Origin of the sequence: Streptomyces sp. NPDC002870 (assembly GCF_042888505.1) — a bacterium.
Taxonomy (GTDB): Bacteria; Actinomycetota; Actinomycetes; order Streptomycetales; family Streptomycetaceae; genus Streptomyces.
This window is the reverse complement of record NZ_JBIAPW010000003.1, coordinates 167,734-190,673: the sequence shown is the minus strand read 5'-3', so window position 1 is coordinate 190,673 and position 22,940 is coordinate 167,734. Positions and strand designations below refer to the sequence as shown.

Sequence of the window (22,940 nt, the reverse complement as noted above, 5' to 3'; positions counted from 1 at the left end):
AATCTTCCTGTAAGTGACCAGGAGATCACAAGGAGTGATTTTTCAGATACTGATAGAGACCGCTATGGAGCCGAGGAGCCCTCCGATGGCGTCGCAGCTGCTCGACCGCCGGAAGCAACAGTTCTTCCTGGTGGAGGGGGAGAGAAATGTCCATCACGGCGGCACCGGATCCGGTCGTGATCTCAAATGGCGGCGCAGCCGGCACCGAGCGCGTACTCCTGTCGCCCCAGGACCGGTTGCATCCGCTCCGTTGACGCGAGCCGCTCCAGCAGCGTGCGCCACTCGGCGACGCCGGGCGCGTACGGGCTCTCGGCAACGGCGACGATCTCGATTTCACCCTCGCGGCAGACCGCGAAGTAGACCGCGCCTCCGATGGCGTCCCGCCAGTGCGCGAGCAAGTCCACCAGGGTGGTGCGACGATTCTGCAGAGCGCCGCCGATGGCGAGCCGCTCGACCGCGTCACCGAGGATGAACACGCCCTTCTCACGGCGCAGATAGTCCTCGTGCGCCAGAGTGCGCAGCAGGTGGTACGCGGTGGGAAGGGGAAGCCCGGCCTCGCGCGCGAGCTGCTTCGCGGGGGCCCCGTCCGGATGGGAGCTCACGGTCTCCAGCAGCCTCAGCGCCCGCTGCACCGAAACGATCAGGGTAGGGGCAGGAGCGTTCACAGCCGTGGCCAAAGGTCACCCCCAGGCATGTGGTGACGGGCTGCGCGCCCGCCTGCGGAGGCCGCCCCCGCGGCCCGCCGCGCGTACTTCCCATGGGCGGAATTCCCATGGGGCCGCAGCGGGGTTGTCACAGTAATGGCCGCCCGGTGCGGCAGTGGGGGTTTGCCGGAGCGTTCCCCCGCCCGGGCTAACGCCCGGACGGGCACGGGCTACCAGTCGCTGCGTGAGCTCGACGACATGAACTTCCGTACGACAAAGACGAGTCCACCGACGAGGGCGACGAAGACAAGGATCTTGAAGAGCAGTCCGATCACAAAGCCGACGACGCTCGTGATCAGCCCTCCGAACACCACAAGGGCGATGACGGGCACCGCGACCCACTTGATCCACCACGGCATCCCCGCGAATACTTCCCGCACAGCCATCGTCCATACCTCGCTTCTTTGAGTTCCTGCCTCGATGCTAGGCGGGAGGGGGTGGTGCGCGGGGGGCCGCGAGCCCTTGATCTCCCCTGACCGAACCCCTAGGGACCGGGGGTGCTTGCGGTCAGCTCTCAGGGGGAGAGAAGACCACCATCACCCGCAGATCCTCGGTGATGTGATGGAACTTGTGGGACACCCCTGCCGGGACGTAGACAACGCTGCCGCGTCCGACCTGCGTCGTCTCCATCCCCACCGTGATGGCGGCGCGGCCGCTGACGACGAAGTAGACCTCGTCCTGGCGGTGGGGCAGTTGCGGGTCCAGCTCGCCGGCGTCCAGTGCGTACAGCCCGACCGACATGTTCCGTTCGCGAAGGAACTGTAGGTACGCGCCATCATTGGCGGCGCGCTCCGCCTCCAGCTCGTCCAGTCGGAATGCCTTCATCGTCCGTCCGCCCCTGCCCTTGGTCCGATCACGTCTGCCACGATCAGACACATGATGAATTTCGTAGTCAAGACGATCGCCAACGCGGCAGCCCTGGCCGTGGCCATCTGGGTGCTCCAGGACATAACACTGACCGGAGACAGCACCGGCAAGAAGGCACTGACCCTGATCCTGGTGGCGCTGCTCTTCGGGCTGGTCAACTTCCTCGTCAAGCCCGTCGTGAAGCTGCTGACGCTGCCGCTGTTCATCCTCACCCTGGGGCTGATCACGCTGGTCATCAACGCCCTCATGCTGCTGCTGACCTCCTGGCTGGCCGACCTGGTCGATCTGAACTTCCATGTCGAGGGGTTCTGGACCGCCGTGCTCGGCGGCCTGATCATCTCGGTCGTTTCGTGGGCAATGAATGTCGCCCTGCCCGACAAGGACTGAACACCGTATGAGGTCTGGGTATCGCGTCCGCGGCTTCGGGAGTGCCGGAAGAGTGCCTGAAGATGGTGGAGGCGGCGAGCGAGGTCTGCTCGACGCGGTACGGACAGCAGTCGAGGAGCGTGCGGCATGAGTGAGGGAAGTGCGGCATGAGTGAGGGAAACGGCGTCCCGGCGGGGGCAGGGGACGGAACCAGGGCGGTACGCGCGGGGCTGCCCGTGCCGGTGAAGTACGAACCGACCCTGCCGGGACCGGTCTTCGCAGCCCACTTCCATCTGCCGGGCGAGCCCACCGGGCCGTACACCTACGGACGGGACGAGAATCCGACCTGGACCCATCTGGAGCGGGCGATCGGCGAACTCGAGGCGCCGGGGGAATCCGTCGAGACCGTGACCTTCGCCTCGGGGATGGCGGCGATCTCGGCCGTGCTCTTCTCCCAGCTGAAGGCCGGGGACACCGTAGTGCTGCCGAATGACGGCTATCAGGCGCTGCCGCTCGTGCGCGAACGGCTCGAGGCGTACGGCGTCGAGGTCAGGACCGCCCCGACCGGCGACGACGCACAGCTGACCGTCCTGGACGGGGCGCGACTGCTCTGGATCGAAACTCCGTCCAACCCGGGGCTCGACGTGTGCAACGTGCGGCGGCTGGCGGAGGCGGCGCACGCGTCCGGCGCACTGGTCGCAGTCGACAACACTCTCGCGACGCCACTCGGACAGCGCCCCCTGGACCTGGGCGCGGACTTCTCGGTGGCAAGCGACACCAAGGGCATGACGGGCCACGGCGACATCCTGCTCGGCCATGTGACCTGCCGCGATCCCCAGTTGGCGGCGGGCGTACGGCGCTGGCGCAAGGTGGTCGGGGCGATTCCGGGGCCGATGGAGGCATGGCTCGCGCACCGTTCGCTGGCCACGCTGCAGCTCCGGATCGAGCGGCAGTGCGCCAATGCGCTGGCGCTCGCTGAGGCACTGGGCGCTCGCGACGAAGTGACCGGGCTGCGCCATCCCGGACTGGCGAGCGACCCCTCGTACAAGATCGCCTCGCAGCAGATGCGGCGGTTCGGCTGCGTGGTCTCGTTCGTGCTGCCCGATCGCGGGCACGCGGAGCGCTTCCTGGAGGGCCTGCGGCTGGTGGACGACGCGACGAGCTTCGGCGGGGTGCGCTCCACGGCGGAACGTCGCGCTCGCTGGGGCGGCGACGCGGTACCGGAGGGTTTCATCCGCTTCTCGGCGGGCGCGGAGGACGCGGAGGACCTGGTGGCGGATGTGCTGCGGGCGCTGGACAAGGCGGCGGGGTAGCGCGGTCACCGGGGCGCTTGGAGGGGCACGGGGGGGGGCGCTTTCCGGCCGTCGGAAGGTGCGGGCCGGGGGCGCGGAGCGCGGCTGCGCGGTGGACGGGGGCGTACGCCGGGGTACGCCGGACGCTGAGCCGGGCTACGCACAACGGGCGGCCCGAGCCTCCCCCCTCATGGCTCGGACCGCCCTCGGTTCCCCATCCCGAAGAACCGCGTGACCAAGGCTAGTTGACTCTGCGTCAGTGTCCAATCACAGTAGCGACAGCGACCTATCGACATATTTATAGTTGTACGGGTCTGCGGGCGTCGTCGGTCGAGAGGGGCATGGCATGGATCTGGCCCTGTTACGCACATTCGTCACGGTGCACCGGGCCGGCTCCTTCACCCGGGCCGCCGCGCTCCTCGGCCTCTCCCAGCCCGCGGTGACCGGTCAGATCCGCACGCTGGAGCGGCAGCTGGGGCGCCCGCTGTTCCTGCGCCAGGCCCGCGGCGTGACCCCCACGACCATCGGCGACGAGCTCGCGCACCGGGCAGCGCCGCACCTGGACGCCCTGGTGGAGATCACCGAGAGCGGCCTCGACGAGGAGTCGGGCGTACGGACCCTGCATCTCGCCGGTCCCCCGGAGTTCACCTCGCTGCGCGCCCTGCCGGCCCTCACCCCGCTGATCTCGCAGGGGCTCGCGCTGCGGGCCTCGTTCGGGACCGCAGAGGAGACGCTGGAGGGACTGGCCGCCGGGCATCACGATCTGGCCATCACCACGGCCCGGCCGCGCGGCGCATTGCTCACGGCGACCCCGCTCTGCGACGAGGAGCACGTACTGGTCGCCTCGCCGCGCTGGGCGGCCCGGCTGGGGCCCGGAGTGCTGCGCGGCGGCCATGTGGTGCTCGAGCAGCTGCCGGTGGTGGAGGTCCACGAGTCCCTGCCCCTGGTCTCGCGCTACTGGTCAGCCGTCTTCGACTCCCGGCCGGCCGCCGCGGGCGCCGTCATAGCCCCCGACCTGCGGGCCGTCCTGGAGGCCGCGACCTCGGGCGCGGGGCTCGCCGTGCTGCCGCGCTACCTGTGCGAGGAAGCCCTTCAGCACGGGCGCGTGGTGGCGCTCCTCGATCCTCCGGTGCCCCCGCTGCGTACCTACTTTCTCGTCGTACGCACCGGCACACTCGCCCTGCCGCACATCGCGCGGGCGCACGAATGGCTGCTGCGCGCTGCCGTCGAGTGGTGATCACCCGGCGGTCAGGAGTTTCAGAACCTGCTTCGCGGGCCATTTTCTAGCCATGACCGAACGGCCAGTGGTCAAGCGCACCGCACGCGCCATCCTGCTCGACGGCGACGACCTCGTCCTCATCAAGCGCACCAAACCCGGCGTGGATCCCTACTGGCTCACGCCCGGCGGCGGGGTCGAGCCAGAGGACGCCACCGTCGTCGATGCGCTCCACCGGGAGGTGGACGAGGAGCTCGGCGCCAAGATCACCGATGTGGTGCCCTGTTTCGTCGACACCGTCGAACACATCGCGGACGGCGGTGTGACGGGGGTGAAGGTGCAGCACTTCTTCGTCTGCCGGCTGGAGTCCATCGACCTCGCACGACGGCACGGCCCGGAGATCGACGAGCCCTTCGGCGAGTACGAGATCGTACGGGTGCCGTTCAGCCGGGTGGGTATCGCAGCCGTCCATCTCGTACCGCTGTCGCTGCGGCACTACCTGGACGGCAATATCGAGGGCGTTCGGGCGATGCACGCCCCCGACCTGGGCTGACCAGCCCCTTTCCCTCTCGGGCCTAGTCGCCTGCCGCGACGAGTTCCTCGAGCGAGTCGTGGCGGATCCGGTCGTACGGGATGCCGATGCCGCGCAGCGCGTTGACGCCACTGCGGATCATGCCGGGCGGGCCGGAGAGATAGGCGTCGTACTCGTACCACGGGCCGAACTCGCGCACGGCGTCCGGGAACTGCGCCCGGTCGTCCACGACAGGGCGGACCGAGAGCCAGGGGTGGGTCTGCTGGAGCCGCAGCATGGTGTCGATGTCGTACAGGTCGTAATTGGTGCGCGCCCCGTAGAAGACCTCCACCGAGCGCCGGTCACCGTGCTCGGCGACATCCTCTACCAGCGCCTTGATGGGGGCGATGCCGGTGCCTCCGCCCAGACAGAGCAGGCCGTTGTCGGTGCTGTGGTCGACGGTCATCGAGCCGGCGGGCGGGCCGAGGCGCAGCACGTCGCCGGGGCGGGCGTGGTGGACCAGGGCGCTGGAGACCCAGCCGGCCGGGACCGCCTTGACATGGAAGGAGAGCAGACCGTCGGCACGGGGGGCCCCGGCGAAGGAGTAGTGCCGCCAGATCCGCGGCCACCAGGGCGTCTCCAGGCTCGTGTACTGCCCGGCCAGGAAGGCGTACGGCTGGTCCGGGCGGACGGTGATGATCGCTATGTCCGGGGTTCGGAGGTCGTGCGAGACCACCTCGCCATGCCACCAGGCGGGGGCATGCCGCTCGTTCTCGGCTGCCGCGTCGATCATGATCTGGGAGATCGTGGTGTACGTCCGCACCCAGGCGGCCTCGGTCTCCTCGTCCCAGGTCGTCGTGGCGTACCGGGTCAACGCGCCGATCAGGGCCTCGCCGACGGCGGGGTAGTGCGCCGCGTGGGTGCCGTATTTGCGGTGGCCGCGACCCAGGTTCTGCAGATAGTCGGTCAGCACGGCCGCGTTGTCCATGTGCTCGGCGGCGGTGAGCAGCGCCTTGAGGAGCCGGTCGCGCTGGGAGTCCATGGCGGCGGGGAAGAGGCCACGCAGGTCCGGGTGGCGGACGAAGAGCAAGGCGTAGAAGTACGAGGTGACCTTGTCCGCGACCGGCGCGATCTCCGCCATGGTGCGGCGGATGAGGATGGCGTCCGGGGACGCGTCGTCCGCGGGCGCGGCGGGCCGCGGATGGTGGGCCTGGTGGTCTGCGGGAGGACCGTGGTGGGCCGGGGTTTCACGCGACCCGGGGGCTTCGCGGGGGTCGGCCGCGGCGGGTTCCGGAGGCTTTACGGCTTCGTGCGGATGAGCGGCTTCATGCGGATGAGCGGCTTCGTGCGGCTGGCCCGCCGGATGGAGTCGTTCTGCGGGCTCGCGGTGCCAAGCCTCACGGGGCGTATCGCGAAGGTGGGTGCCTTCGCGAGGCCGAAAGGTTTCGCGGGGCTGCAGGGCTTCGCCGGGGTAAGGGGCTTGGCCGGGGTGGGCGGCTTCGCGAGGGCTCGGCACCCGGGGAGCGGCCTCGTGGCTCTCGCGGCCGCCGCGCTCTTCACGGCGACCGGCGCTCTCTGGGGCCGTGTGCCCTTCGTAGGCTCCCTGGGGAAGGTGGCGCTGATCCTGGGCCCGCTCGGCCGCGTGGTGCTCGGCGGGCGCGTGCTCGGCCGGCCGATCGTCGACGGGGGCCTCGTCCAGCGCGGTCTCGTCGGTTGGAGCCCCGGGCTCCCTCGCATCTCCGATCGGCGGCGGGGCGGACCGGGACGTACCGGAGCCCACCGGGCGAATCGAGGCGACCGAGCGCCTCGGGGCTGCTATTCGTTCCTGATCTGCGTCACCTGTGGAAGCCCCCTCGCCGGGGGCGGGCCGGCCCCGGCCCGGCGGCTTACGAGGGGTGAACCATCCGCCCCCGTTGTTGTCGCCTGAAGTGCCGTTGTCGGCCGACGTGGTGGTCGGAGCGTCCATTGTGTGCCTCGCCTCGAACATCTTTCGGTCGGTCCACGCACTTCCGCTGGCTCGGAACGTGCCTCAGTTCCCCGCTCTGCCTCAGGACTACTGCCAGCCACACTAACCATGGCCACAAGCTGAATCGGGACGACTGGCCCCGGAATGTGACATTGCCCGCAGCGCCCGTCGTCGCAGCATGCCAGGCAGCGCCACCGTAGGTGACAAAGAGCGGAAAGTCCGGGCATCCGGCCCGGCATTCCCGTTAGGCTCCAGTGCCTCCATGTTCATGTCCGGGTGCTCCCGGACCGCCCAGGGGCTCCTGAACTAGCTGCGGAATCGCACCAGTTCATAGGCCTCGCGCAGATCGCCCCCCGTATAAGTGTGTGTGGCCAGACCTGACAGATGGTGATCGGCATTCATCGCCACCGCTGTGGGCACTACCGTGAAGATCTCCGCGTCCGACATGGAATCACCGTATGCAACACATCCGTCCAGACCAACCCCCAACTCTGCACAGAGCTCGTCCGCGATCTTCACTTTCGCGGCCGCGCTGAGAATGCCTGACGGGTCCACGGGCCGAGTGAAGGGCAACTCTGGAAAGCGCGAGCCGTGCGCCGCATGAGCTCCCCAACCCAGCAGCCGCTCAACGAAGAAGGACGGCGAGAGGGAAATTACCGCGCAGTAGTCCCCGCCCTCACGGATCTCCCGCCACACCTCTTGGATGCCGTCGAGCCAGGGCGCCGCCTCGAAGGCCGCCGCTACATGTGCGTCGGTGAGATCGCTCCAGAGAGCGTGCACCCGCACCGCGTACTCCGGCGGGTCTATTCGGCGGGCGATCATGTCCCGCTCCAGCTCGCCTATCTCTTCCAGCAGTCCCAACTGCCGTGATATCTCCACCGGTGCCGCCGATCCACGGATCAGCGTGCCGTCGAGGTCGAAGATATGCAGCCTGCGCGTTCTCTCCCTGTACGCCATGTACGCCGAGGTTAGTACCCGCGATTACTCCCGTCGTCAGATGCGGTACGGCGCCCCCGCCCGGCACGGTGTTTCACGTGAAACCACTCAAGCGGCCCGCTCGCCGGACCCTCCTCGTCGTCCATGTCGCCGCGTCCGCCGGCTGGCTCGGGCTTACGCTCGGCCTGCTGGCGCTTGCCCTCACCGCAGTCGGCACAGAATCCGCGCCCATGATCGAGGCTGCCTGCCGCTCGATGAAGGTCTTCACGGACTGGCTGGTGATTCCCGTCGGACTGCTGACTCTGCTCAGCGGTCTCCTTCTGTCGCTCGGCACCAAGTGGGGCCTTGCCAGGCACCGCTGGGTCTATACGAAGTCCTGGCTGACCCTCATCACCCTCACCGCGTCGATCTTCGCGCTGCGTCCGGGTGTCAATGACGCAGCCGACACTGTCGCTGCGGGCACCCCGCTGGCGGACCCCCTCGACCTGGTGATGGGACCGGTCGTCTCCTTCACCGCCTACGTCTTCATGACGGTCATCTCCGTCCTCAAGCCATGGGGTCTCACGCGGCGCGGCCGGCGGTTTCGCCTCTCGGCCACTTCTCGGAAAGCACTGGACGAACGATCACTGCGTCCGACAGCCTGACCCGTATGTCGACACCGCTGTCCGAGCTGCCCATCCGCCGTCTGACCATGGACGACCTCACATCCTGCGCCGATCTCTCCGCGGATCGCGGGTGGCCCCGCGAAGAACACAAATGGGGCCTGCTTCTTGCGGCGGGGACGGGGTACGGCATCGATGACCCTGGGGGCAAGGGGCTGGTGACCGCCTGTGTAGTGACGTCGTACGAACGCGGGCTCGTCGCGATCGGGATGATGCTCGTCGCCGAGCGGTACGCGCGCCAGGGCGTCGGACGCCGGCTGATGAAGCACGCGCTCGCGGAGGCCGCGGACACCCCGGTCACGCTGCATGCCACCCCGTACGGGCAGCCGCTCTACGAGGAGCTCGGCTTCGTCAACGTCGGGCGGGCCGAGATGGTCCGCGGCCATCTCCAGGTCCCGGACGCCGAAACGGCGGTGAGCACCCGCCCGACGACCGCCGATGATCTCCCCGCAGTGCTCCGCCTGGACACCGAGGTCTTCGGCCTGGACCGCACCCACATGATCACGCGGCTGCCGGCCTTCGCCGACCAGTTCCGGGTGGCGGAGGAGGACGGAGTCCTCACGGGATTCGCGGCGGCCTGGCCGAACATGGAGACCCATGTCATCGGCCCACTGATCGCCCGGGACACTCGGACGGCGAAGGCTTTGATCACCTCCCTGGCTGCCGGGACCGACAGGCCGCTCCGTACGGACATCGACGTACGCCACGAGGAGCTGCTGGCCTGGGTGAAGGAACGCGGCCTGGAGACGATTGCCTTCAATGCGGTTATGACCTACGGCATCCCGGATCTCCCGGGCGACTGGACCCGCCGCTTCGCCCCGCTCTCGGTCGCGGCGGGCTAGTCGCCTTTGAAATAGGAAAGGGATAATTGCAAGCGCGGACTATTGCAGTAGTCGTCTATCCTCGAGAGATAGCCGCTCCGGCAGGAGGAGGAAGACAGATGACCGCGACCGACCCCGCACTCACCGCGCTCTCCCAGAGCTGGTGCGCCCTCTCCCTGCTCCACGGGAAGATCGAGGCGCACATCGAGCGCGCACTCGAGACCAATCACGGCCTGAGCATGCGCGAGTACTCACTCCTCGACGTCCTCAGCCGCCAGCACAACGGGCCGGGCGGCCATCTGCAGATGAAGCAGGTGGCCGATGCCGTCATGCTGAGCCAGAGCGCCACCACCCGCCTCGTCACACGACTCGAGGACCGCGGGCTGCTGACCCGCTATCTCTGCGACACCGACCGCCGCGGCATCTACACCGACGTGACCGAGTCCGGCCTTGCCCTGCTCGCCGAGGCCCGGCCGACCAATGAAAGGGCGCTGCGCGAAGCCCTCGACGAGGCAGCCAAGAACCCCGAGCTGGCTCCCCTGGTCAGGACGGTCGAGGAACTGCGCGTCCCCGCGTAATCTGCCGATCATGAGCGATCTGGAAATACGGCCCGCGGAAAACGACGACATTCCGGCGATCGTGGCGATGCTCGCCGACGACCCGTTGGGCGCCAGGCGTGAATCGCCTGACGACCTCACCCCGTACACCGCCGCCTTCGAGCGGCTGTCCCGGGATCCGAACCAGATCCAGGCCGTCGCCGTACGCGAGGACCGGGTCGTCGGGACTCTCCAACTCACGATCATCCCCGGGCTGTCGCGGCGCGGCTCGACCCGCTCGATCATCGAAGGTGTACGGATCCACGCTGAGGAGCGCGGCAGCGGTCTGGGAACCCGGCTCATCGAATGGGCCATCGACGAATCCCGTCGCCGGGACTGCCAGTTGGTGCAGTTGACCTCGGACGCCTCGCGCACCGACGCCCGCCGCTTCTACGAACGGCTCGGTTTCGAGGCATCCCATGTGGGTTTCAAACTCCAGCTCTGACCAAGGGAATTCGCCGTGCACCGGATCAGTGACGAGCAGCGCCGCATCCGGCTCGGCCGCCGCCATCTGCTGGCCCCGTCCGTTCGGGCGGACTCGCCTGTGGCTGCCGCCGATGCGGTGGTCGCCCTGCACGCCACCGACGCCGCGACCGTCTTCCTCGCCGCCTGCGCACGCCTCACCGCCCCGAGCATCGCGGTTGTGGAGCGGTCCCTGTACGAGGACGTAGCTCTGGTCCGGCTCCTTTCCATGCGGAACACGCTCTTCGCCGTCTCCGCCGAACTCGCCCCGTGTGTCGATGCCTCCACCGCTCGCTCCATAGCCGCCAAGGAGCGCAGGACACTCGTAAGCCATCTCGCGGAGGACTCGAACAGGCTCGACGCAATCTGGCTCGCCGAGGCCGAGGAGGCGGTGCTTGCAACCCTCGCCATGCACGGCTCCGCGACCGGCAGCCAACTCTCCGCCGACGTGCCGGCCCTGAAGACGAAGATCACCGTCTTCCCCGGCAGGAAGCACGAGACGGTGCAGGGCGTCGCCACCCGCGTCATCCGGCTGCTGGCCGCCGACTGCCGCATCCGGCGAGACCGGCCGCGCGGCTCCTGGACCTCAAGCCAGTTCCGCTGGACGGCGAGCGATCCCTGGCCCGCGCTGCCGGCGGCCGAGGCACGGGCCGAGCTTGCCCGACGCTGGCTGCACTCGTACGGGCCGGCCACCGAGGCCGACTTCAAGTGGTGGACGGGATGGACCCTCGGCAACGTACGCAAGGCGCTCGCCACCGTCGGCGCGGAGGAGGTCCGGCTCGATGAGGGAACCGGCTATGTGGCGCCGGGCGACACCGCACCCGAACCACCTGTGGAGCCCTGGGCCGCGCTACTCCCCGCGCTCGACCCGAGCGCCATGGCCTGGGCCGACCGAGGTTTCCACTTCACCGCGGACCATCGCGCGGAGCTCTTCGACCGCTCCGGCAATGTCGGTCCGACGGTGTGGTGGAACGGGCAGATCATCGGCGGCTGGGCCCAGCGCGCGGACGGCGAGATCGTCTTGCGGCTGCTGGCCGATACCGGCCGCGAGGCCACCGCCGCCATCGAGGCAGAGGCCGCACGGCTGAGGGGCTGGGTGGGCGAGGCCCGGATCACGCCCCGCTTCCGTACGCCGCTGGAGCGGGAGTTGACGGCCTGAGGGCTGCTGCAGCAGCCTTTTGCGCGCGGCACTGGTGCCGCGCCCGTTTCACGTGAAACATCAACGGCGTTTCACGCCTGGAGTCCGCGCCAGCCTTCCTTGTCCACGCCTCCCGGAACCGGTGCCCCCGGCTCGTACGGCTTACGGGTAAAGACAAATGACCCGAGGTCGAGATGGCTCACCGAGCCGTCCTCCCGACGCACCACGCGCAGCGTCTCCCCGGCGTAGTAGCCATCGAGACCGGTCCAGGTCCCGTCCGCCTCCGCGACGAAACGCGACCCGCGGCCGTTTCCTCGGAGCGGATGCAGCTCCACGCCGCGGTCGGCGACAAGGCGTAGACCGAAGGAGGACGTCCCCCAGTACCAGGGCCCCGTCAGCTCCAGGAGCTCCTGGTCGACCTCCGGCAACGGCCGCCAGGGCTCGGGTATGCGCGGCTCGGCCTCTGCAACGATCCGTACGAGATCGGCGGCGACGACCGCCGTGAGCGGCCCCGAGGTGGCATTGGCAAGCGCGACCGCTGCCACCCCATCCTCCACGCTCACCCAGAGACCCGCGACGAAGCCGGGCAGTGAGCCCGTGTGCCCCGCGAGGGTGCGGCCGTCCTTGCGTACGATCTGCACGCCCAGGCCGTAGGCGCTGTGCCACTCACCGGCCTCTGGCGGCACGGACGGCGTACGCATCTCCCGCACGGACTCAGCGCTCAGCACGCGCTCGTCGCCCTCTGCGAGGAAGGTGGCGAAGCGGCAGAGGTCGGCAACCGTCGACCAGAGCTGTCCGGCCGGGGCCATCAGACCGAGGTCCTCGGAGGGTTCGGGCAGCATCACATCGGCCCAGGGATGCACGGCCCAGCCACCGGCATGCGGAGCTCGGGGCTGTGCGCTCGTACGGTTCAGCGCGAGCGGTTCAAGGATCTCGCGCCGCAGGACGTCCCCCCAGGACGCCCCGCGTACCGCCTCGACCAGCGAACCGAGCAGCGTATAGCCGGGGTTGGAGTAGTGGTGGCGGCGGCCGACGGGATGCATACGTGACTGGTCACCGAGGACATCGGCGAGTTCGGGGCGGAGCGAGCCCGACGTCCGCTCCCACCAGGGCGCCGGTGCTTCAGCGCTCAGTCCCGCGCTGTGGCCGAGAAGTTGTGCGATGGTCACGTCCCCCACGCCCGTACCGGGAAGGTGCTTCTCCAGGGGATCGTTCAGATCGAGCAGCCCCTCGTCGCGGAGCCTCAGCACCAGGACGGCCGTGAAGGTCTTGGTGATCGAGCCGATGCGGTACTGGGTGTCGGCGTCCGGCGCATGCCCGTCGACCGAGCTGCGGGATCCCGTCCAGACCAGCTGCCCGTCGCGCTCCACTCCGGCGACGAACGAGGGTGCGCGCCCTTCGGACTGGGCGACCGCGATGCGATGCAGTAGGGCGCGCTGCGTGGCGGGGAGCAGCTCTTCAAAAGGTGAGGTCATGAGGCAGGTCTATCGGTGCCGTCCCGTCTCGGTCGAGTTCATTACGCGGCGGGCGGAAGGGGAACCGCACCGCAGTCCGCCTGACCACCGACCGGCCCCAGGCCGCCGCCAAGGCATGGTCCCGAGCAGGCCAACTCCTCGCGCAACTGCGGCAGTGAGACACCAATGAGATACGCCACCCGTCCACCACGCCCAGCCGGATCGGACCGCCTCGGTTGATGTCGGATGCCACTACGCGGCTCAGGAGATCTGGGTGTGGTGGTCCAGCAAGCGAGTGAGCAACTGCACGAACTGGTCGCGTTCGGCCGGACAGAGCGGCGCGAGCAGTTCGTCATGGAGGTCGTCCAGGACCTTGTCGAGGAGGCGTAGGTGGCGGCGGCCTTGGGTGGAGATCGTGATGATGTTGCGGCGCCGGTCGCCGGGATCCGGCGCCCGCTCGACAAGGTCACGCTCGGCGAGTTCGGTGAGCACGCCGACCATGTCGCTGCGGTAGATACCGGTGCGCCGGCTCAGCTCCGCCTGGCTGCCCGGCCCGAAATCCTGCAGTGAGGCGAGCACGGCATAGTGCCACTTGGTGGCGTTGGCCCGGGCCAGCCCCTCGGTGATCAGCCGGTCCGACCGCAGGGTCAGCTGCGACAACAGTCGGCTCGCCCGCCTGCGCAGCCTGTCGGGCGTCTTGAGCACGCCGGCGTCGGGCGCGTCCGCGGCTTCGGCTCTGGTCATGGCGCCCATCCTACCCATTGCGTTAGTCCGACTAACGATATATGTTCACTCGCGCCGAAAACGTTAGTGCGACGAACGTCTATCGAGTGAACTCCAAGGAAGGAAGCTCTTGCCCACCAAGACACTGCAGATTCCCACCACGGACGGCCAGTCCGACGCTTTCGCCGCCTTCCCCGACCACGGCGAGCGGCACCCAGGGGTGCTGATGTACGCGGACGCCTTCGGCATCCGGCCCGTGCTGCGGGAGATGGCCCGCGAACTGGCCGGGCACGGGTACTACGTGCTCGTCCCCAACCTCTTCTACCGGCACGGCCCGGCACCGCTGATCGAACTTCCCGAGCACATCGGGGAAGAGGTCCGGCTCGCGGTCATCGCCCAGCTGATGCCCTTGATCGAGGCGCACACCGCCGAACGTGTCCTGAGCGACGCCGACGCCTACCTCAGGTTCCTCACCGCGCAACCCGAGGTCGGCGCCGGACCGGTCGCGGTGACCGGCTACTGCATAGGCGGCCTCCTGGCGATGCGCACCGCCGCGGCGCACCCCGACCAGGTGGCCGCCGTCGCCGGATTCCACGGCCCCGTGGTCACCGACGCGCCCGACAGCCCGCACCGCCGCCTCTCCAAGCTCACCGCCGAGGTCCACCTCGGCCACGCCGAAACCGACATGACTCCCGAGACCCTCGGCGAGCTCAACCAGGCCCTGAACGCCGCGGGTGTCGGCTACACCTCCGAGATCTACCCCGGCACCATCCACGGCTTCACGATGTCCGACACCGACGCCTTCAACCCCGCCGCTCTGCAGCTTCACTGGGACCGCCTGCTCCCCCTCCTCGGCCGCACCCTGGCCAACAGCTGAGGCTCCGGCCCGGAAACCAAACCCGAAGTGCACGGCTCCGCAGCCGGTAGCTCACACTCCAGCCGCAACGCGCCGGGTCCGGTGAAGGCGGGACGGAGGATTTCCGGTGCCTCGCGGGCCTGAGCTGCCAGCTGCGCGAGTTCGGGGCTGGTGTGCCCGTTCACCTTGGTCACGGGGATTCCGTGGAATTGGCCCACCGGGTCAGCCCCGGCATCGCGGCGCGGATTCCGACACGGGATTCGGGACCCTACAGGGCTCAAGATCAGGTCTGCGCCATATCCACAAAGCGGGAGTAGTGGCCCTGGAAGGCGACCGTGATCGTCGCCGTCGGACCGTTTCGGTGCTTGGCGACGATCAGGTCCGCCTCGCCCGCGCGCGGCGACTCCTTCTCATACGCATCCTCGCGGTGCAGCAGGATGACCATGTCCGCGTCCTGCTCGATGGAGCCGGATTCACGCAGGTCGGAGACCATCGGCTTCTTGTCCGTACGCTGCTCGGGGCCACGGTTCAGCTGGGAGAGCGCGATCACCGGGAGTTCCAGCTCCTTGGCCAGCAGCTTGAGGTTTCGGGACATGTCCGAGACCTCCTGCTGGCGGCTCTCGGCCCGCTTCGAACCGCCGGACTGCATCAGCTGCAGATAGTCGATGACGACCAGCTTCAGGCCATTGCGCTGCTTCAGCCGCCGGCACTTCGCCCGGATCTCCATCATCGACAGGTTCGGGGAGTCGTCGATATAGAGCGGGGCCTGCGACACATCCGGCATCCGGCGGGCCAGCCGGGTCCAGTCCTCGTCCGTCATCGTCCCCGAGCGCATATGGTGCAGCGCCACCCGCGCCTCGGCGGACAGCAGGCGCATCGCGATCTCGTTGCGGCCCATTTCGAGGGAGAAGATCACGCTCGGCAGGTTGTTCTTGATCGAGCAGGCCCGGGCGAAGTCCAGTGCCAGTGTCGACTTACCCATCGCGGGCCGGGCAGCGATGACGATCATCTGGCCCGGGTGCAGGCCGTTGGTGAGCGAGTCGAAGTCCGTGAACCCGGTCGGCACACCGGTCATCTCGCCACTGCGCGACCCGATCGCCTCGATCTCGTCGAGCGCGCCCTCCATGATGTCGCCCAGCGGCAGATAGTCCTCACTGGTGCGCTGCTCGGTGACGGCATAGATCTCGGCCTGGGCGGAATTGACGATCTCGTCGACGTCGCCGTCGGCGGCGTATCCCATCTGCGTGATCTTGGTGCCCGCCTCGACGAGACGGCGCAGCACGGCGCGCTCATGGACGATTTCCGCGTAGTACGAGGCGTTGGCCGCGGTGGGGACCGACTGGACCAGGGTGTGGAGGTACGGTGCCCCGCCGACCCTGGTGATCTCTCCCCGCTTGACCAACTCGGCGGCGACGGTGATGGGGTCGGCGGGCTCACCCTTGGCGTAGAGGTCGAGGATCGCCGTATAGACGGTCTCGTGGGCGGGCCGGTAGAAGTCATGGCCCTTGATGATCTCCACGACGTCGGCGATGGCGTCCTTGGAGAGGAGCATGCCGCCGAGGACGGACTGCTCGGCGTCCAGATCCTGCGGAGGTACGCGCTCGAAGCCGGGGGAGCCACCGTCCCAGCCGCCGTTGTCCCTGCCGCGCTCGTGCTGGTCCTCGCGGCCACCACGGCCGTCGTTGCGGCGCTGGCGGGAGACGGGGAGACGGTCACTTGGGCCGCCCTCGGCCGCCCAGGGATCGTCCAACGGCTCGGAAATGCTCACCCGGGCCACCTCCTCCCGTCCGCTCCGCGGACCTAGCCGTGCGAGTCTTTTTCTACGGCACAGCACTGACAAAACGAACGGCCCGACTCCGCTTCCGGAGCGTCGGGCGACGCCCCACGGTAGGCCCGTCGGCACCGTCAGCCAATCTGGTTATCCACAGGCCATGTGGACGACCGACCAGATGCTGTGGAGAACCCCACAGAACCTGTGCACGGACCGGGGGACAGCACTGTGGACAAGTTCATAGCCACCCCACCGAACAACCCCTGACCTGGGCTTTTTCCGTCCACCGGCTGTGGGGGAGAAAAACTTTCCCAACTGGACCAAGATCAGAACAAAGGGCGCACAGCAGAACGCGGACCGGCGGGTTCGGTAAGGAGTGCAAAGTAATTGCATCTCTTACCTGTGGAAGATTAGATTGCTGCCATGACACAGGCACCCGCGGCCCCGAAGGCCGTCCGACGGCGCCACGATCGAGAGATCGTCGCGCTCGCCGTCCCCGCCTTCGGCGCCCTTGTCGCCGAGCCGCTCTTCGTGCTGGTCGACAGCGCCATCGTCGGCCATCTCGGCACCCCGCAACTCGCCGGACTGGCAGTCGCGGCGGCTCTGCTGACGACCGCCGTGAGCGTCTTCGTCTTCCTCGCCTACGCCACCACCGCCGCCGTCGCTCGACGCGTCGGCGCGGGCGATCTCGCGGCCGCCATCCGCCAGGGGATGGACGGTATCTGGCTCGCGCTGCTCCTCGGCGTCGCCGTCATCGCCGTCACCCTGCCCATGGCGCCCTGGCTCGTCCAGGCATTCGGGGCGTCCGATACAGCCGCTCCGTACGCCATCACCTATCTACGGATCTCCAGCCTCGGCATACCGGCAATGCTGATCGTGCTCGCCGCGACCGGCGTACTCCGCGGTCTCCAGGACACCCGGACCCCGCTGTACGTCGCCATCGGCGGCTTCGCCGCCAACGCCGCGCTCAACGTGGGACTCGTCTACGGCGCCGGCCTCGGCATCGCCGGCTCAGCCTGGGGCACCGTCATCGCCCAGGGCGCCATGGCCGCCGCCTATCTGATCGTGGTCGTACGGGGAGCACGGCGGCACGGGGCTTCTCTGCGCCCCGACGCTGCGGGCATACGGGCCAGCGCCCAGGCCGGCGTCCCCCTCCTGGTCCGCACGCTCTCGCTGCGTGCCGTCCTGTTGATCGCCACCGCCGTCGCGGCCCGCCTCGGCGACACCGATATCGCCGCCCACCAGATCGTCCTCTCCCTGTGGAGCCTGATGGCCTTCGCGCTCGACGCGATCGCCATCGCCGGGCAGGCGATCATCGGCCGCTATCTCGGTGCCGATGACGCCGAAGGAGCACGCCAGGCCTGCCGCCGCATGGTGCAGTGGGGCATTGCCTCCGGCGTGGTGCTCGGCATACTCATCGTGGCGTCGCGGCAGCTCTTCATCCCGTTGTTCACCAGCGACTCGGCGGTGCACGACACGCTGATCCCTGCCCTGCTGGTGGTCGCCGTCTCCCAGCCGATCGCGGGCGTGGTCTTCGTACTCGACGGTGTACTGATGGGAGCGGGCGACGGCAACTACCTCGCAGGGGCCATGCTCGTGACGCTGGCGGTCTTCGCACCCGTCGCCCTGCTCGTGCCCACCTTTGGCGGCGGACTGACGGCTCTGTGGTGGACCATGACGCTGATGATGACCATCCGCATGCTGACGCTCTGGCTGCGGATGCGCTCCGGCCGCTGGCTCGTCACCGGCGCCACGCGCTGACGCCATGCGCTGACGCCACGCCCGATGTTTCACCATCGATGTTTCACGTGAAACAGGGCTGAGCCGGACGGCAAATCGGAAGGGCCGCACCCATCGGGTGCGGCCCTTCCTACTGCTCAGAGCTGCTCAGTCGAGAGCCAGCTCAGGCGGCGACGACCTCGACGCCGAGCTTCGCGGCAACCTCGGGGTGCAGACGCACAGACACCTGGTGCGAGCCCAGGGTCTTGATCGGCGAACCGAGCTCAACGCGACGCTTGTCGACCTCCGGACCACCGGCAGCCTTGATCGCCGAGGCGATGTCGGCCGGGGTGACGGAGCCGAAGAGGCGGCCGGCGTCGCCGGAGCGAACAGCCAGACGCACCTTTACGGCCTCGAGCTTGGCCTTGACCTCGTTGGCCTGCTCGATGGTCGCGATCTCGTGGATCTTGCGGGCGCGGCGAATCTGCGCCACGTCCTTCTCGCCACCCTTGGTCCAGCGGATCGCGAAACCACGCGGGACCAGGTAGTTGCGAGCGTAACCGTCCTTGACGTCAACGACGTCGCCGGCGGCGCCGAGGCCAGAGACCTCGTGGGTGAGGATGATCTTCATGATTCGGTCACCCTTCCCTTATCGCGCGGTGGACGTGTAGGGCAGCAGCGCCATCTCACGGCTGTTCTTCACAGCCGTGGCGACGTCACGCTGGTGCTGCGTGCAGTTGCCGGTCACGCGACGGGCACGGATCTTGCCGCGGTCGGAAATGAACTTCCGCAGCATGTTCGTGTCCTTGTAGTCCACGTACACGGTCTTGTCCTTGCAGAATGCGCAGACCTTCTTCTTCGGCTTGCGCACAGGCGGCTTCGCCATGTGTATCTCCTGTGTGATCAAGAAGTGGGGTACGAGCTGCCCTTAGAAGGGAGGCTCGTCCGAGTAGCCGCCGCCGGAACCGCCGGAGCTTCCGCCCCAACTGCCCCCACCGCCCTGCTGCTGGCCGCCGCCGGCCGGCGCGCTGGTGGCCCAGGGATCGTCGGCGGGTGCACCGCCGCCGCCCTGCTGCTGACCACCGCCACTGGAGCCGCCGCCCCAGTTGCCGCCGCCCTGCTGCTGACCGCCGCCGTAGCCACCCTGGCCACCGCGGCCGGTGGTCTTGGTGACCTTGGCCGTGGCGTTCTTGAGGCTGGGGCCGACTTCCTCGACGTCCAGCTCGTAGACCGTGCGCTTGACGCCCTCGCGGTCCTCGTAGGACCGCTGCTTCAGCCGACCCTGCACGACGACACGCATGCCTCGTGTGAGCGACTCAGCGACGTTCTCCGCCGCCTGACGCCAGACCGAGCAGGTGAGGAAGAGGCTGTCGCCGTCCTTCCACTCATTGGTCTGACGATCGAAGGTGCGGGGAGTGGACGCGACGCGGAACTTCGCGACCGCCGCACCGGACGGGGTGAAGCGCAGCTCGGGGTCGTCGACGAGATTGCCGACGACCGTGATGACGGTCTCGCCTGCCATGGGTGAACCTCTCGGCGGGGATTGCTTCTGGCTGCTTGCTGCTACTCGAACCCGATGACCTCTGAGCTAGGCGCTCAGTGGGTCTCGGGACGGAGGACCTTGGTCCGGAGGACCGACTCGTTCAGGTTCATCTGGCGGTCGAGCTCCTTGACGACCGCAGGCTCGGCCTGCAGGTCGATGACCGAGTAGATGCCCTCGGGCTTCTTCTTGATCTCGTAAGCGAGACGACGACGGCCCCAGGTGTCGACCTTCTCAACCTTTCCGTTGCCCTCACGGACGACGGAGAGGAAGTTCTCGATCAGCGGGGAGACTGCGCGCTCCTCGAGATCGGGGTCGAGGATGACCATCACCTCGTAGTGACGCATGTGGAACCCACCTCCTTTGGACTCAGCGGCCACGGTCGTTCCGTGGCAGGAGGGTCGTGATGCGTAAGCAACGGTATCGGCCGCCACTGACAATCCGGGGTGGATTGTTTTCTGGTCTGGACAGACACCGGTGCAGACCGTACAGAGTACCCGCAGACAGGCTTCCGGTTGAAATCCGGTGGCCGGGGGACGCAATCTGTACACATCGGGTGTGCGCGGCGCTACAGTGCGCCGCCTTCCGGCAACGCCAGGAGGTGCCCCATGGCACAGGCAATGCGACGTCGTTCCGTCTCCCTCTTCGCCACAGACGGCAAGCCTCACCCCCTCCAGGACACCCTGCTCGCGGTGACTCTGGTGCTCGGCGCTATCGCCTTCGTCTCGGCGATGTTCGACAACCTCCATCTGCTCAGCTCCTGGACCGGGCTGGTGGGGATCCTCACAGGCGCCTACGGCCAGTTCATCTCGGTGACGACCCGCGAACGCTTCGCGCTGGTCATCGGTCTCGGCGCCTCTGCATTCGGCTTCTTCCTCGGCATGGCCCACGGCGGACTCTTCGGCGGGGTCCTGGGCTAGGCGGGGTCCTGGGCGAGGATCCCAGCAGCCATTCGGAGCGCTCCCCCAGCGCAGTAGGCTTCGGCGCGAGAGCCGGAGCCCCTGTACCCATGGGGACACACCTGCCGAGGAGCGCCCCGCATGAGCTTGACCCTGAGGACCATCAGCCGTGAGCAGCATCTGGCGTACATCCAGAACCTGCCCGCGGCAAGTCACTGCCAGGTCCCGGCGTGGGCTGATGTGAAGACGGAATGGCGCTCGGAGAACCTGGGCTGGTTCGACAAGAGCGGTGAACTGGTGGGCGCAGGCCTGGTGCTGTACCGCCAGCTGCCAAAGATCAAGCGCTATCTCGCGTACCTGCCGGAGGGCCCGGTGATCAATTGGTATGCGCCGAACCTGGACGACTGGCTGCAGCCGATGCTCTCCCACCTCAAGCAACAGGGCGCCTTCTCCGTGAAGATGGGCCCTCCGGTCGTCATCCGCCGCTGGGACGCGCCCGCGATCAAGGCCGGAATCCAGGACCCGGATGTGAAGCGGCTGCGCGACATCGAGGCGACGCATATCGAGCCTCGTGCCTTCGAAGTGGCGGACCGGCTGCGGAAGATGGGCTGGCAGCAGGGCGAGGACGGCGGTGCCGGCTTCGGTGACGTACAGCCGCGGTACGTCTATCAGGTGCCGCTGGCGAACCGCTCGCTCGACGATGTCCTCAAGGGCTTCAACCAGCTGTGGCGGCGCAATATCAAGAAGGCCGAGAAGGCCGGTGTCGAGGTCGTCCAGGGCGGCTACGAGGATCTGGCCGAGTGGCAGCGGCTGTACGAGATCACCGCTGTACGGGATCACTTCCGGCCGCGCCCGCTCTCGTACTTCCAGCGCATGTGGACGGTGCTGAACAGCGAGGATCCGAACCGGATGCGGCTGTACTTCGCGCGGCACAACGGTGTGAACCTGTCCGCGGCGACGATGCTGGTCGTCGGGGGGCATGTCTGGTACTCGTACGGCGCGTCCGACAACATCGGCCGCGAGGTCCGGCCCTCGAACGCGATGCAGTGGCGGATGCTCCGCGACGCCTACGCGATGGGGGCGACCGTCTATGACCTGCGCGGCATCAGCGACTCCCTCGACGAGACCGACCACCTCTTCGGCCTGATCCAGTTCAAGGTGGGCACCGGCGGCGAGGCCGTCGAGTACGTCGGCGAGTGGGACTTCGCGCTCAACAAGCTGCTGCACAAGGCGCTCGACATCTACATGTCGCGCCGCTGACGGCGCCGCGGCCAACGCCGTAACCTCGTAAATCTCGTACATACCTCTGATACACCGCAGCCACCAGAAAGGTTCCGGGCCGGCCATGGCGCTCTCCCTCTACGTCGACACCGCGCGCTGGCGGGCGCACCAGAAGTCCGTGATCGACCAGTTCCCCGGTCTCGTACCGGTCTGCAAGGGCAACGGCTACGGCTTCGGTCACGAGCGCCTCGCCGACGAGGCCTCGCGCTTCGGCTCCGACATGCTGGCCGTCGGCACGACGTACGAAGCGGCCAGGATCAAGGACTGGTTCAGCGGTGATCTCCTGGTCCTGACCCCCTTCCGGCGCGGTGAGGAACCGGTTCCGCTGCCGGACCGGGTCATCCGCTCGGTCTCGTCGGTCGACGGTGTGCACGCGCTGGTCGGCGCGCGCGTGGTCATCGAGTGCATGAGCTCCATGAAGCGCCACGGCATCGCCGAGCAGGACCTGGGCCAGCTGCACTCCGCCATCGAGGACGTACGCCTGGAGGGCTTCGCCCTGCACCTGCCCCTCGACCGGACGGACGGCTCCGACGCGGTCGAGGAAGTCATCGGGTGGATGGACAGGCTGCGTGCGGCACGGCTGCCGCTGCACTCCATGTTCGTCAGCCATCTGCGCGCCGAGGAACTGGCCCGCCTCCAGCAGCAGTTCCCGCAGACCCGCTTCCGCGCCCGCATCGGTACGCGGCTGTGGCTCGGCGACCACGATGCGACCGAGTACCGCGGCGCCGTCCTGGACGTCACCCGTGTCGCCAAGGGCGACCGCTTCGGCTACCGCCAGCAGAAGGCCGCATCCGACGGCTGGCTGGTCGTCGTCGCCGGCGGCACGTCCCACGGCGTAGGCCTGGAGGCCCCGAAGGCCCTGCACGGCGTGATGCCGCGCGCCAAGGGCGTCGCCCGCGCGGGTCTGGCGACCGTCAACCGCAACCTGTCGCCGTTCGTCTGGGAAGGCAAGCAGCGCTGGTTCGCCGAGCCGCCGCACATGCAGGTGTCGATCCTGTTCGTGCCGGCGGAATCGCAGGAGCCGAAGGTCGGCGACGAGTTGGTGGCGCATCTGCGCCACACCACGACGCAGTTCGACCGCCTCGTCGACCGCTGAGGCGCCCCCAGGGGGCCTGTTCGCGCCGCCCTGAGCGGCCCGCTGGGGCGCATTGAGAGGCCCG

25 protein-coding genes and 1 pseudogene are annotated in these 22,940 nt (G+C 68.3%); 14 read left to right on the top strand and 12 right to left on the bottom strand.

What is annotated here, in order from left to right:
• Window positions 1-42: 42 nt before the first annotated feature.
• The 3 genes and pseudogenes from ACFYWY_RS05460 to ACFYWY_RS05450 form a co-directional block, all read right to left on the bottom strand.
• A pseudogene (locus tag ACFYWY_RS05460) lies at window positions 43-677 on the bottom strand (helix-turn-helix domain-containing protein).
• A 197-nt stretch (window positions 678-874) separates the two neighbouring features.
• Window positions 875-1,084 (bottom strand): DUF5326 family protein, encoded by a 210-nt coding sequence (locus ACFYWY_RS05455; protein ID WP_389180683.1) that lies wholly within the window; start codon window positions 1,082-1,084, stop codon window positions 875-877.
• A 127-nt stretch (window positions 1,085-1,211) separates the two neighbouring features.
• Window positions 1,212-1,529, bottom strand: coding sequence for a cupin domain-containing protein (locus ACFYWY_RS05450; RefSeq protein ID WP_389180065.1), 318 nt, complete (start codon window positions 1,527-1,529; stop codon window positions 1,212-1,214).
• A 51-nt stretch (window positions 1,530-1,580) separates the two neighbouring features.
• Here ACFYWY_RS05450 and ACFYWY_RS05445 point away from each other — a divergent pair, with 51 nt between their 5' ends.
• From ACFYWY_RS05445 to ACFYWY_RS05430, 4 genes are all read left to right on the top strand, one after another.
• Window positions 1,581-1,958: a phage holin family protein gene (locus tag ACFYWY_RS05445; RefSeq protein ID WP_389180062.1), complete on the top strand. Its 378-nt coding sequence runs from the start codon at window positions 1,581-1,583 to the stop codon at window positions 1,956-1,958.
• 146 nt (window positions 1,959-2,104) lie between these two features.
• Complete coding sequence (locus tag ACFYWY_RS05440; RefSeq protein ID WP_389180059.1) at window positions 2,105-3,250, top strand: cystathionine gamma-lyase; 1,146 nt, start codon at window positions 2,105-2,107, stop codon at window positions 3,248-3,250.
• A gap of 325 nt (window positions 3,251-3,575) precedes the next feature.
• A complete protein-coding gene (locus ACFYWY_RS05435) occupies window positions 3,576-4,466 on the top strand; it encodes a LysR family transcriptional regulator (protein ID WP_389180057.1) in 891 nt (296 codons plus the stop codon).
• Between the two features lie 52 nt (window positions 4,467-4,518).
• On the top strand, window positions 4,519-4,998 hold the full coding sequence (locus tag ACFYWY_RS05430) for an NUDIX domain-containing protein (RefSeq protein WP_389180054.1): 480 nt from the start codon (window positions 4,519-4,521) through the stop codon (window positions 4,996-4,998).
• Between the two features lie 22 nt (window positions 4,999-5,020).
• On the opposite strand, the gene ACFYWY_RS05425 is transcribed toward ACFYWY_RS05430, so the two are convergent.
• Window positions 5,021-6,472 carry a globin domain-containing protein gene (locus tag ACFYWY_RS05425; protein ID WP_389180680.1) on the bottom strand — a complete coding sequence of 484 codons (1,452 nt, stop codon included), beginning with the start codon at window positions 6,470-6,472 and terminating at the stop codon, window positions 5,021-5,023.
• 756 nt (window positions 6,473-7,228) lie between these two features.
• The gene (locus tag ACFYWY_RS05420) at window positions 7,229-7,879 is read right to left on the bottom strand and encodes an HAD family hydrolase (RefSeq protein WP_389180051.1); all 651 of its coding nucleotides are present in this window, start codon (window positions 7,877-7,879) and stop codon (window positions 7,229-7,231) included.
• 77 nt (window positions 7,880-7,956) lie between these two features.
• On the opposite strand from ACFYWY_RS05420, the gene ACFYWY_RS05415 reads away from it, so the two are divergent.
• The 5 genes from ACFYWY_RS05415 to ACFYWY_RS05395 all read left to right on the top strand — a co-directional run bounded on the left by ACFYWY_RS05415 (window position 7,957) and on the right by ACFYWY_RS05395 (window position 11,558).
• Entirely contained in the window at window positions 7,957-8,502 is a 546-nt protein-coding gene (locus tag ACFYWY_RS05415; protein ID WP_389180048.1) for a DUF2269 domain-containing protein, read from the top strand.
• A 5-nt stretch (window positions 8,503-8,507) separates the two neighbouring features.
• Window positions 8,508-9,362: a GNAT family N-acetyltransferase gene (locus tag ACFYWY_RS05410; RefSeq protein ID WP_389180045.1), complete on the top strand. Its 855-nt coding sequence runs from the start codon at window positions 8,508-8,510 to the stop codon at window positions 9,360-9,362.
• A 98-nt stretch (window positions 9,363-9,460) separates the two neighbouring features.
• A complete protein-coding gene (locus tag ACFYWY_RS05405) occupies window positions 9,461-9,919 on the top strand; it encodes a MarR family winged helix-turn-helix transcriptional regulator (RefSeq protein ID WP_389180042.1) in 459 nt (152 codons plus the stop codon).
• 10 nt (window positions 9,920-9,929) lie between these two features.
• Entirely contained in the window at window positions 9,930-10,382 is a 453-nt protein-coding gene (locus ACFYWY_RS05400) for a GNAT family N-acetyltransferase (RefSeq protein ID WP_389180039.1), read from the top strand.
• Between the two features lie 15 nt (window positions 10,383-10,397).
• Window positions 10,398-11,558 carry a winged helix DNA-binding domain-containing protein gene (locus ACFYWY_RS05395; RefSeq protein WP_389180036.1) on the top strand — a complete coding sequence of 387 codons (1,161 nt, stop codon included), beginning with the start codon at window positions 10,398-10,400 and terminating at the stop codon, window positions 11,556-11,558.
• A gap of 71 nt (window positions 11,559-11,629) precedes the next feature.
• On the opposite strand, the gene ACFYWY_RS05390 is transcribed toward ACFYWY_RS05395, so the two are convergent.
• Together ACFYWY_RS05390 and ACFYWY_RS05385 are read right to left on the bottom strand one after the other, a co-directional pair.
• The gene (locus ACFYWY_RS05390; RefSeq protein ID WP_389180033.1) at window positions 11,630-13,012 is read right to left on the bottom strand and encodes a serine hydrolase domain-containing protein; all 1,383 of its coding nucleotides are present in this window, start codon (window positions 13,010-13,012) and stop codon (window positions 11,630-11,632) included.
• Between the two features lie 240 nt (window positions 13,013-13,252).
• Window positions 13,253-13,735, bottom strand: coding sequence for a MarR family winged helix-turn-helix transcriptional regulator (locus tag ACFYWY_RS05385; protein WP_389180030.1), 483 nt, complete (start codon window positions 13,733-13,735; stop codon window positions 13,253-13,255).
• A 109-nt stretch (window positions 13,736-13,844) separates the two neighbouring features.
• Here ACFYWY_RS05385 and ACFYWY_RS05380 point away from each other — a divergent pair, with 109 nt between their 5' ends.
• On the top strand, window positions 13,845-14,591 hold the full coding sequence (locus ACFYWY_RS05380) for a dienelactone hydrolase family protein (protein WP_389180027.1): 747 nt from the start codon (window positions 13,845-13,847) through the stop codon (window positions 14,589-14,591).
• A 262-nt stretch (window positions 14,592-14,853) separates the two neighbouring features.
• Here the strand turns inward: ACFYWY_RS05380 and dnaB are convergent, their stop codons facing one another.
• Entirely contained in the window at window positions 14,854-16,320 is a 1,467-nt protein-coding gene (gene dnaB, locus ACFYWY_RS05375; RefSeq protein WP_389180677.1) for a replicative DNA helicase, read from the bottom strand.
• A gap of 444 nt (window positions 16,321-16,764) precedes the next feature.
• On the opposite strand from dnaB, the gene ACFYWY_RS05370 reads away from it, so the two are divergent.
• Window positions 16,765-18,102, top strand: coding sequence for an MATE family efflux transporter (locus ACFYWY_RS05370; protein WP_389180023.1), 1,338 nt, complete (start codon window positions 16,765-16,767; stop codon window positions 18,100-18,102).
• Between the two features lie 142 nt (window positions 18,103-18,244).
• On the opposite strand, the gene rplI is transcribed toward ACFYWY_RS05370, so the two are convergent.
• From rplI to rpsF, 4 genes are all read right to left on the bottom strand, one after another.
• Window positions 18,245-18,691, bottom strand: a complete 447-nt coding sequence (rplI, locus tag ACFYWY_RS05365) for a 50S ribosomal protein L9 (RefSeq protein ID WP_389180020.1) — start codon at window positions 18,689-18,691, stop codon at window positions 18,245-18,247.
• Window positions 18,692-18,709: 18 nt separating this feature from the next.
• A complete protein-coding gene (gene rpsR / locus ACFYWY_RS05360) occupies window positions 18,710-18,946 on the bottom strand; it encodes a 30S ribosomal protein S18 (protein ID WP_003956534.1) in 237 nt (78 codons plus the stop codon).
• A gap of 42 nt (window positions 18,947-18,988) precedes the next feature.
• A complete protein-coding gene (locus ACFYWY_RS05355; RefSeq protein ID WP_389180016.1) occupies window positions 18,989-19,582 on the bottom strand; it encodes a single-stranded DNA-binding protein in 594 nt (197 codons plus the stop codon).
• Window positions 19,583-19,656: 74 nt separating this feature from the next.
• On the bottom strand, window positions 19,657-19,947 hold the full coding sequence (gene rpsF, locus ACFYWY_RS05350) for a 30S ribosomal protein S6 (protein WP_004950685.1): 291 nt from the start codon (window positions 19,945-19,947) through the stop codon (window positions 19,657-19,659).
• A gap of 261 nt (window positions 19,948-20,208) precedes the next feature.
• Between rpsF and ACFYWY_RS05345 the strand changes: the two genes are divergently transcribed.
• The 3 genes from ACFYWY_RS05345 (at window position 20,209) to ACFYWY_RS05335 (ending at window position 22,876) form a co-directional block, all read left to right on the top strand.
• On the top strand, window positions 20,209-20,520 hold the full coding sequence (locus tag ACFYWY_RS05345) for a hypothetical protein (protein ID WP_389180014.1): 312 nt from the start codon (window positions 20,209-20,211) through the stop codon (window positions 20,518-20,520).
• 120 nt (window positions 20,521-20,640) lie between these two features.
• Window positions 20,641-21,759 (top strand): lipid II:glycine glycyltransferase FemX, encoded by a 1,119-nt coding sequence (locus tag ACFYWY_RS05340; RefSeq protein ID WP_389180011.1) that lies wholly within the window; start codon window positions 20,641-20,643, stop codon window positions 21,757-21,759.
• Window positions 21,760-21,844: 85 nt separating this feature from the next.
• The gene (locus ACFYWY_RS05335; protein WP_389180008.1) at window positions 21,845-22,876 is read left to right on the top strand and encodes an alanine racemase; all 1,032 of its coding nucleotides are present in this window, start codon (window positions 21,845-21,847) and stop codon (window positions 22,874-22,876) included.
• Window positions 22,877-22,940 lie beyond the last annotated feature (64 nt).

Bases quoted from the DNA above. Each gene is read 5' to 3' on its own strand.
- rpsR (WP_003956534.1), bottom strand. From the start codon at position 18,946: ATGGCGAAGCCGCCTGTGCGCAAGCCGAAGAAGAAGGTCTGCGCATTC.
- ACFYWY_RS05420 (WP_389180051.1), bottom strand. From the start codon at position 7,879: ATGGCGTACAGGGAGAGAACGCGCAGGCTGCATATCTTCGACCTCGAC.
- ACFYWY_RS05435 (WP_389180057.1), top strand. From the start codon at position 3,576: ATGGATCTGGCCCTGTTACGCACATTCGTCACGGTGCACCGGGCCGGC.
- ACFYWY_RS05355 (WP_389180016.1), bottom strand. From the start codon at position 19,582: ATGGCAGGCGAGACCGTCATCACGGTCGTCGGCAATCTCGTCGACGAC.
- ACFYWY_RS05385 (WP_389180030.1), bottom strand. From the start codon at position 13,735: ATGACCAGAGCCGAAGCCGCGGACGCGCCCGACGCCGGCGTGCTCAAG.
- ACFYWY_RS05400 (WP_389180039.1), top strand. From the start codon at position 9,930: ATGAGCGATCTGGAAATACGGCCCGCGGAAAACGACGACATTCCGGCG.
- ACFYWY_RS05450 (WP_389180065.1), bottom strand. From the start codon at position 1,529: ATGAAGGCATTCCGACTGGACGAGCTGGAGGCGGAGCGCGCCGCCAAT.
- ACFYWY_RS05410 (WP_389180045.1), top strand. From the start codon at position 8,508: ATGTCGACACCGCTGTCCGAGCTGCCCATCCGCCGTCTGACCATGGAC.
- rpsF (WP_004950685.1), bottom strand. From the start codon at position 19,947: ATGCGTCACTACGAGGTGATGGTCATCCTCGACCCCGATCTCGAGGAG.
- ACFYWY_RS05390 (WP_389180033.1), bottom strand. From the start codon at position 13,012: ATGACCTCACCTTTTGAAGAGCTGCTCCCCGCCACGCAGCGCGCCCTA.
- ACFYWY_RS05405 (WP_389180042.1), top strand. From the start codon at position 9,461: ATGACCGCGACCGACCCCGCACTCACCGCGCTCTCCCAGAGCTGGTGC.
- ACFYWY_RS05445 (WP_389180062.1), top strand. From the start codon at position 1,581: ATGATGAATTTCGTAGTCAAGACGATCGCCAACGCGGCAGCCCTGGCC.
- ACFYWY_RS05430 (WP_389180054.1), top strand. From the start codon at position 4,519: ATGACCGAACGGCCAGTGGTCAAGCGCACCGCACGCGCCATCCTGCTC.
- rplI (WP_389180020.1), bottom strand. From the start codon at position 18,691: ATGAAGATCATCCTCACCCACGAGGTCTCTGGCCTCGGCGCCGCCGGC.
- ACFYWY_RS05340 (WP_389180011.1), top strand. From the start codon at position 20,641: ATGAGCTTGACCCTGAGGACCATCAGCCGTGAGCAGCATCTGGCGTAC.
- ACFYWY_RS05335 (WP_389180008.1), top strand. From the start codon at position 21,845: ATGGCGCTCTCCCTCTACGTCGACACCGCGCGCTGGCGGGCGCACCAG.
- ACFYWY_RS05370 (WP_389180023.1), top strand. From the start codon at position 16,765: ATGACACAGGCACCCGCGGCCCCGAAGGCCGTCCGACGGCGCCACGAT.
- ACFYWY_RS05440 (WP_389180059.1), top strand. From the start codon at position 2,105: ATGAGTGAGGGAAACGGCGTCCCGGCGGGGGCAGGGGACGGAACCAGG.
- ACFYWY_RS05345 (WP_389180014.1), top strand. From the start codon at position 20,209: ATGGCACAGGCAATGCGACGTCGTTCCGTCTCCCTCTTCGCCACAGAC.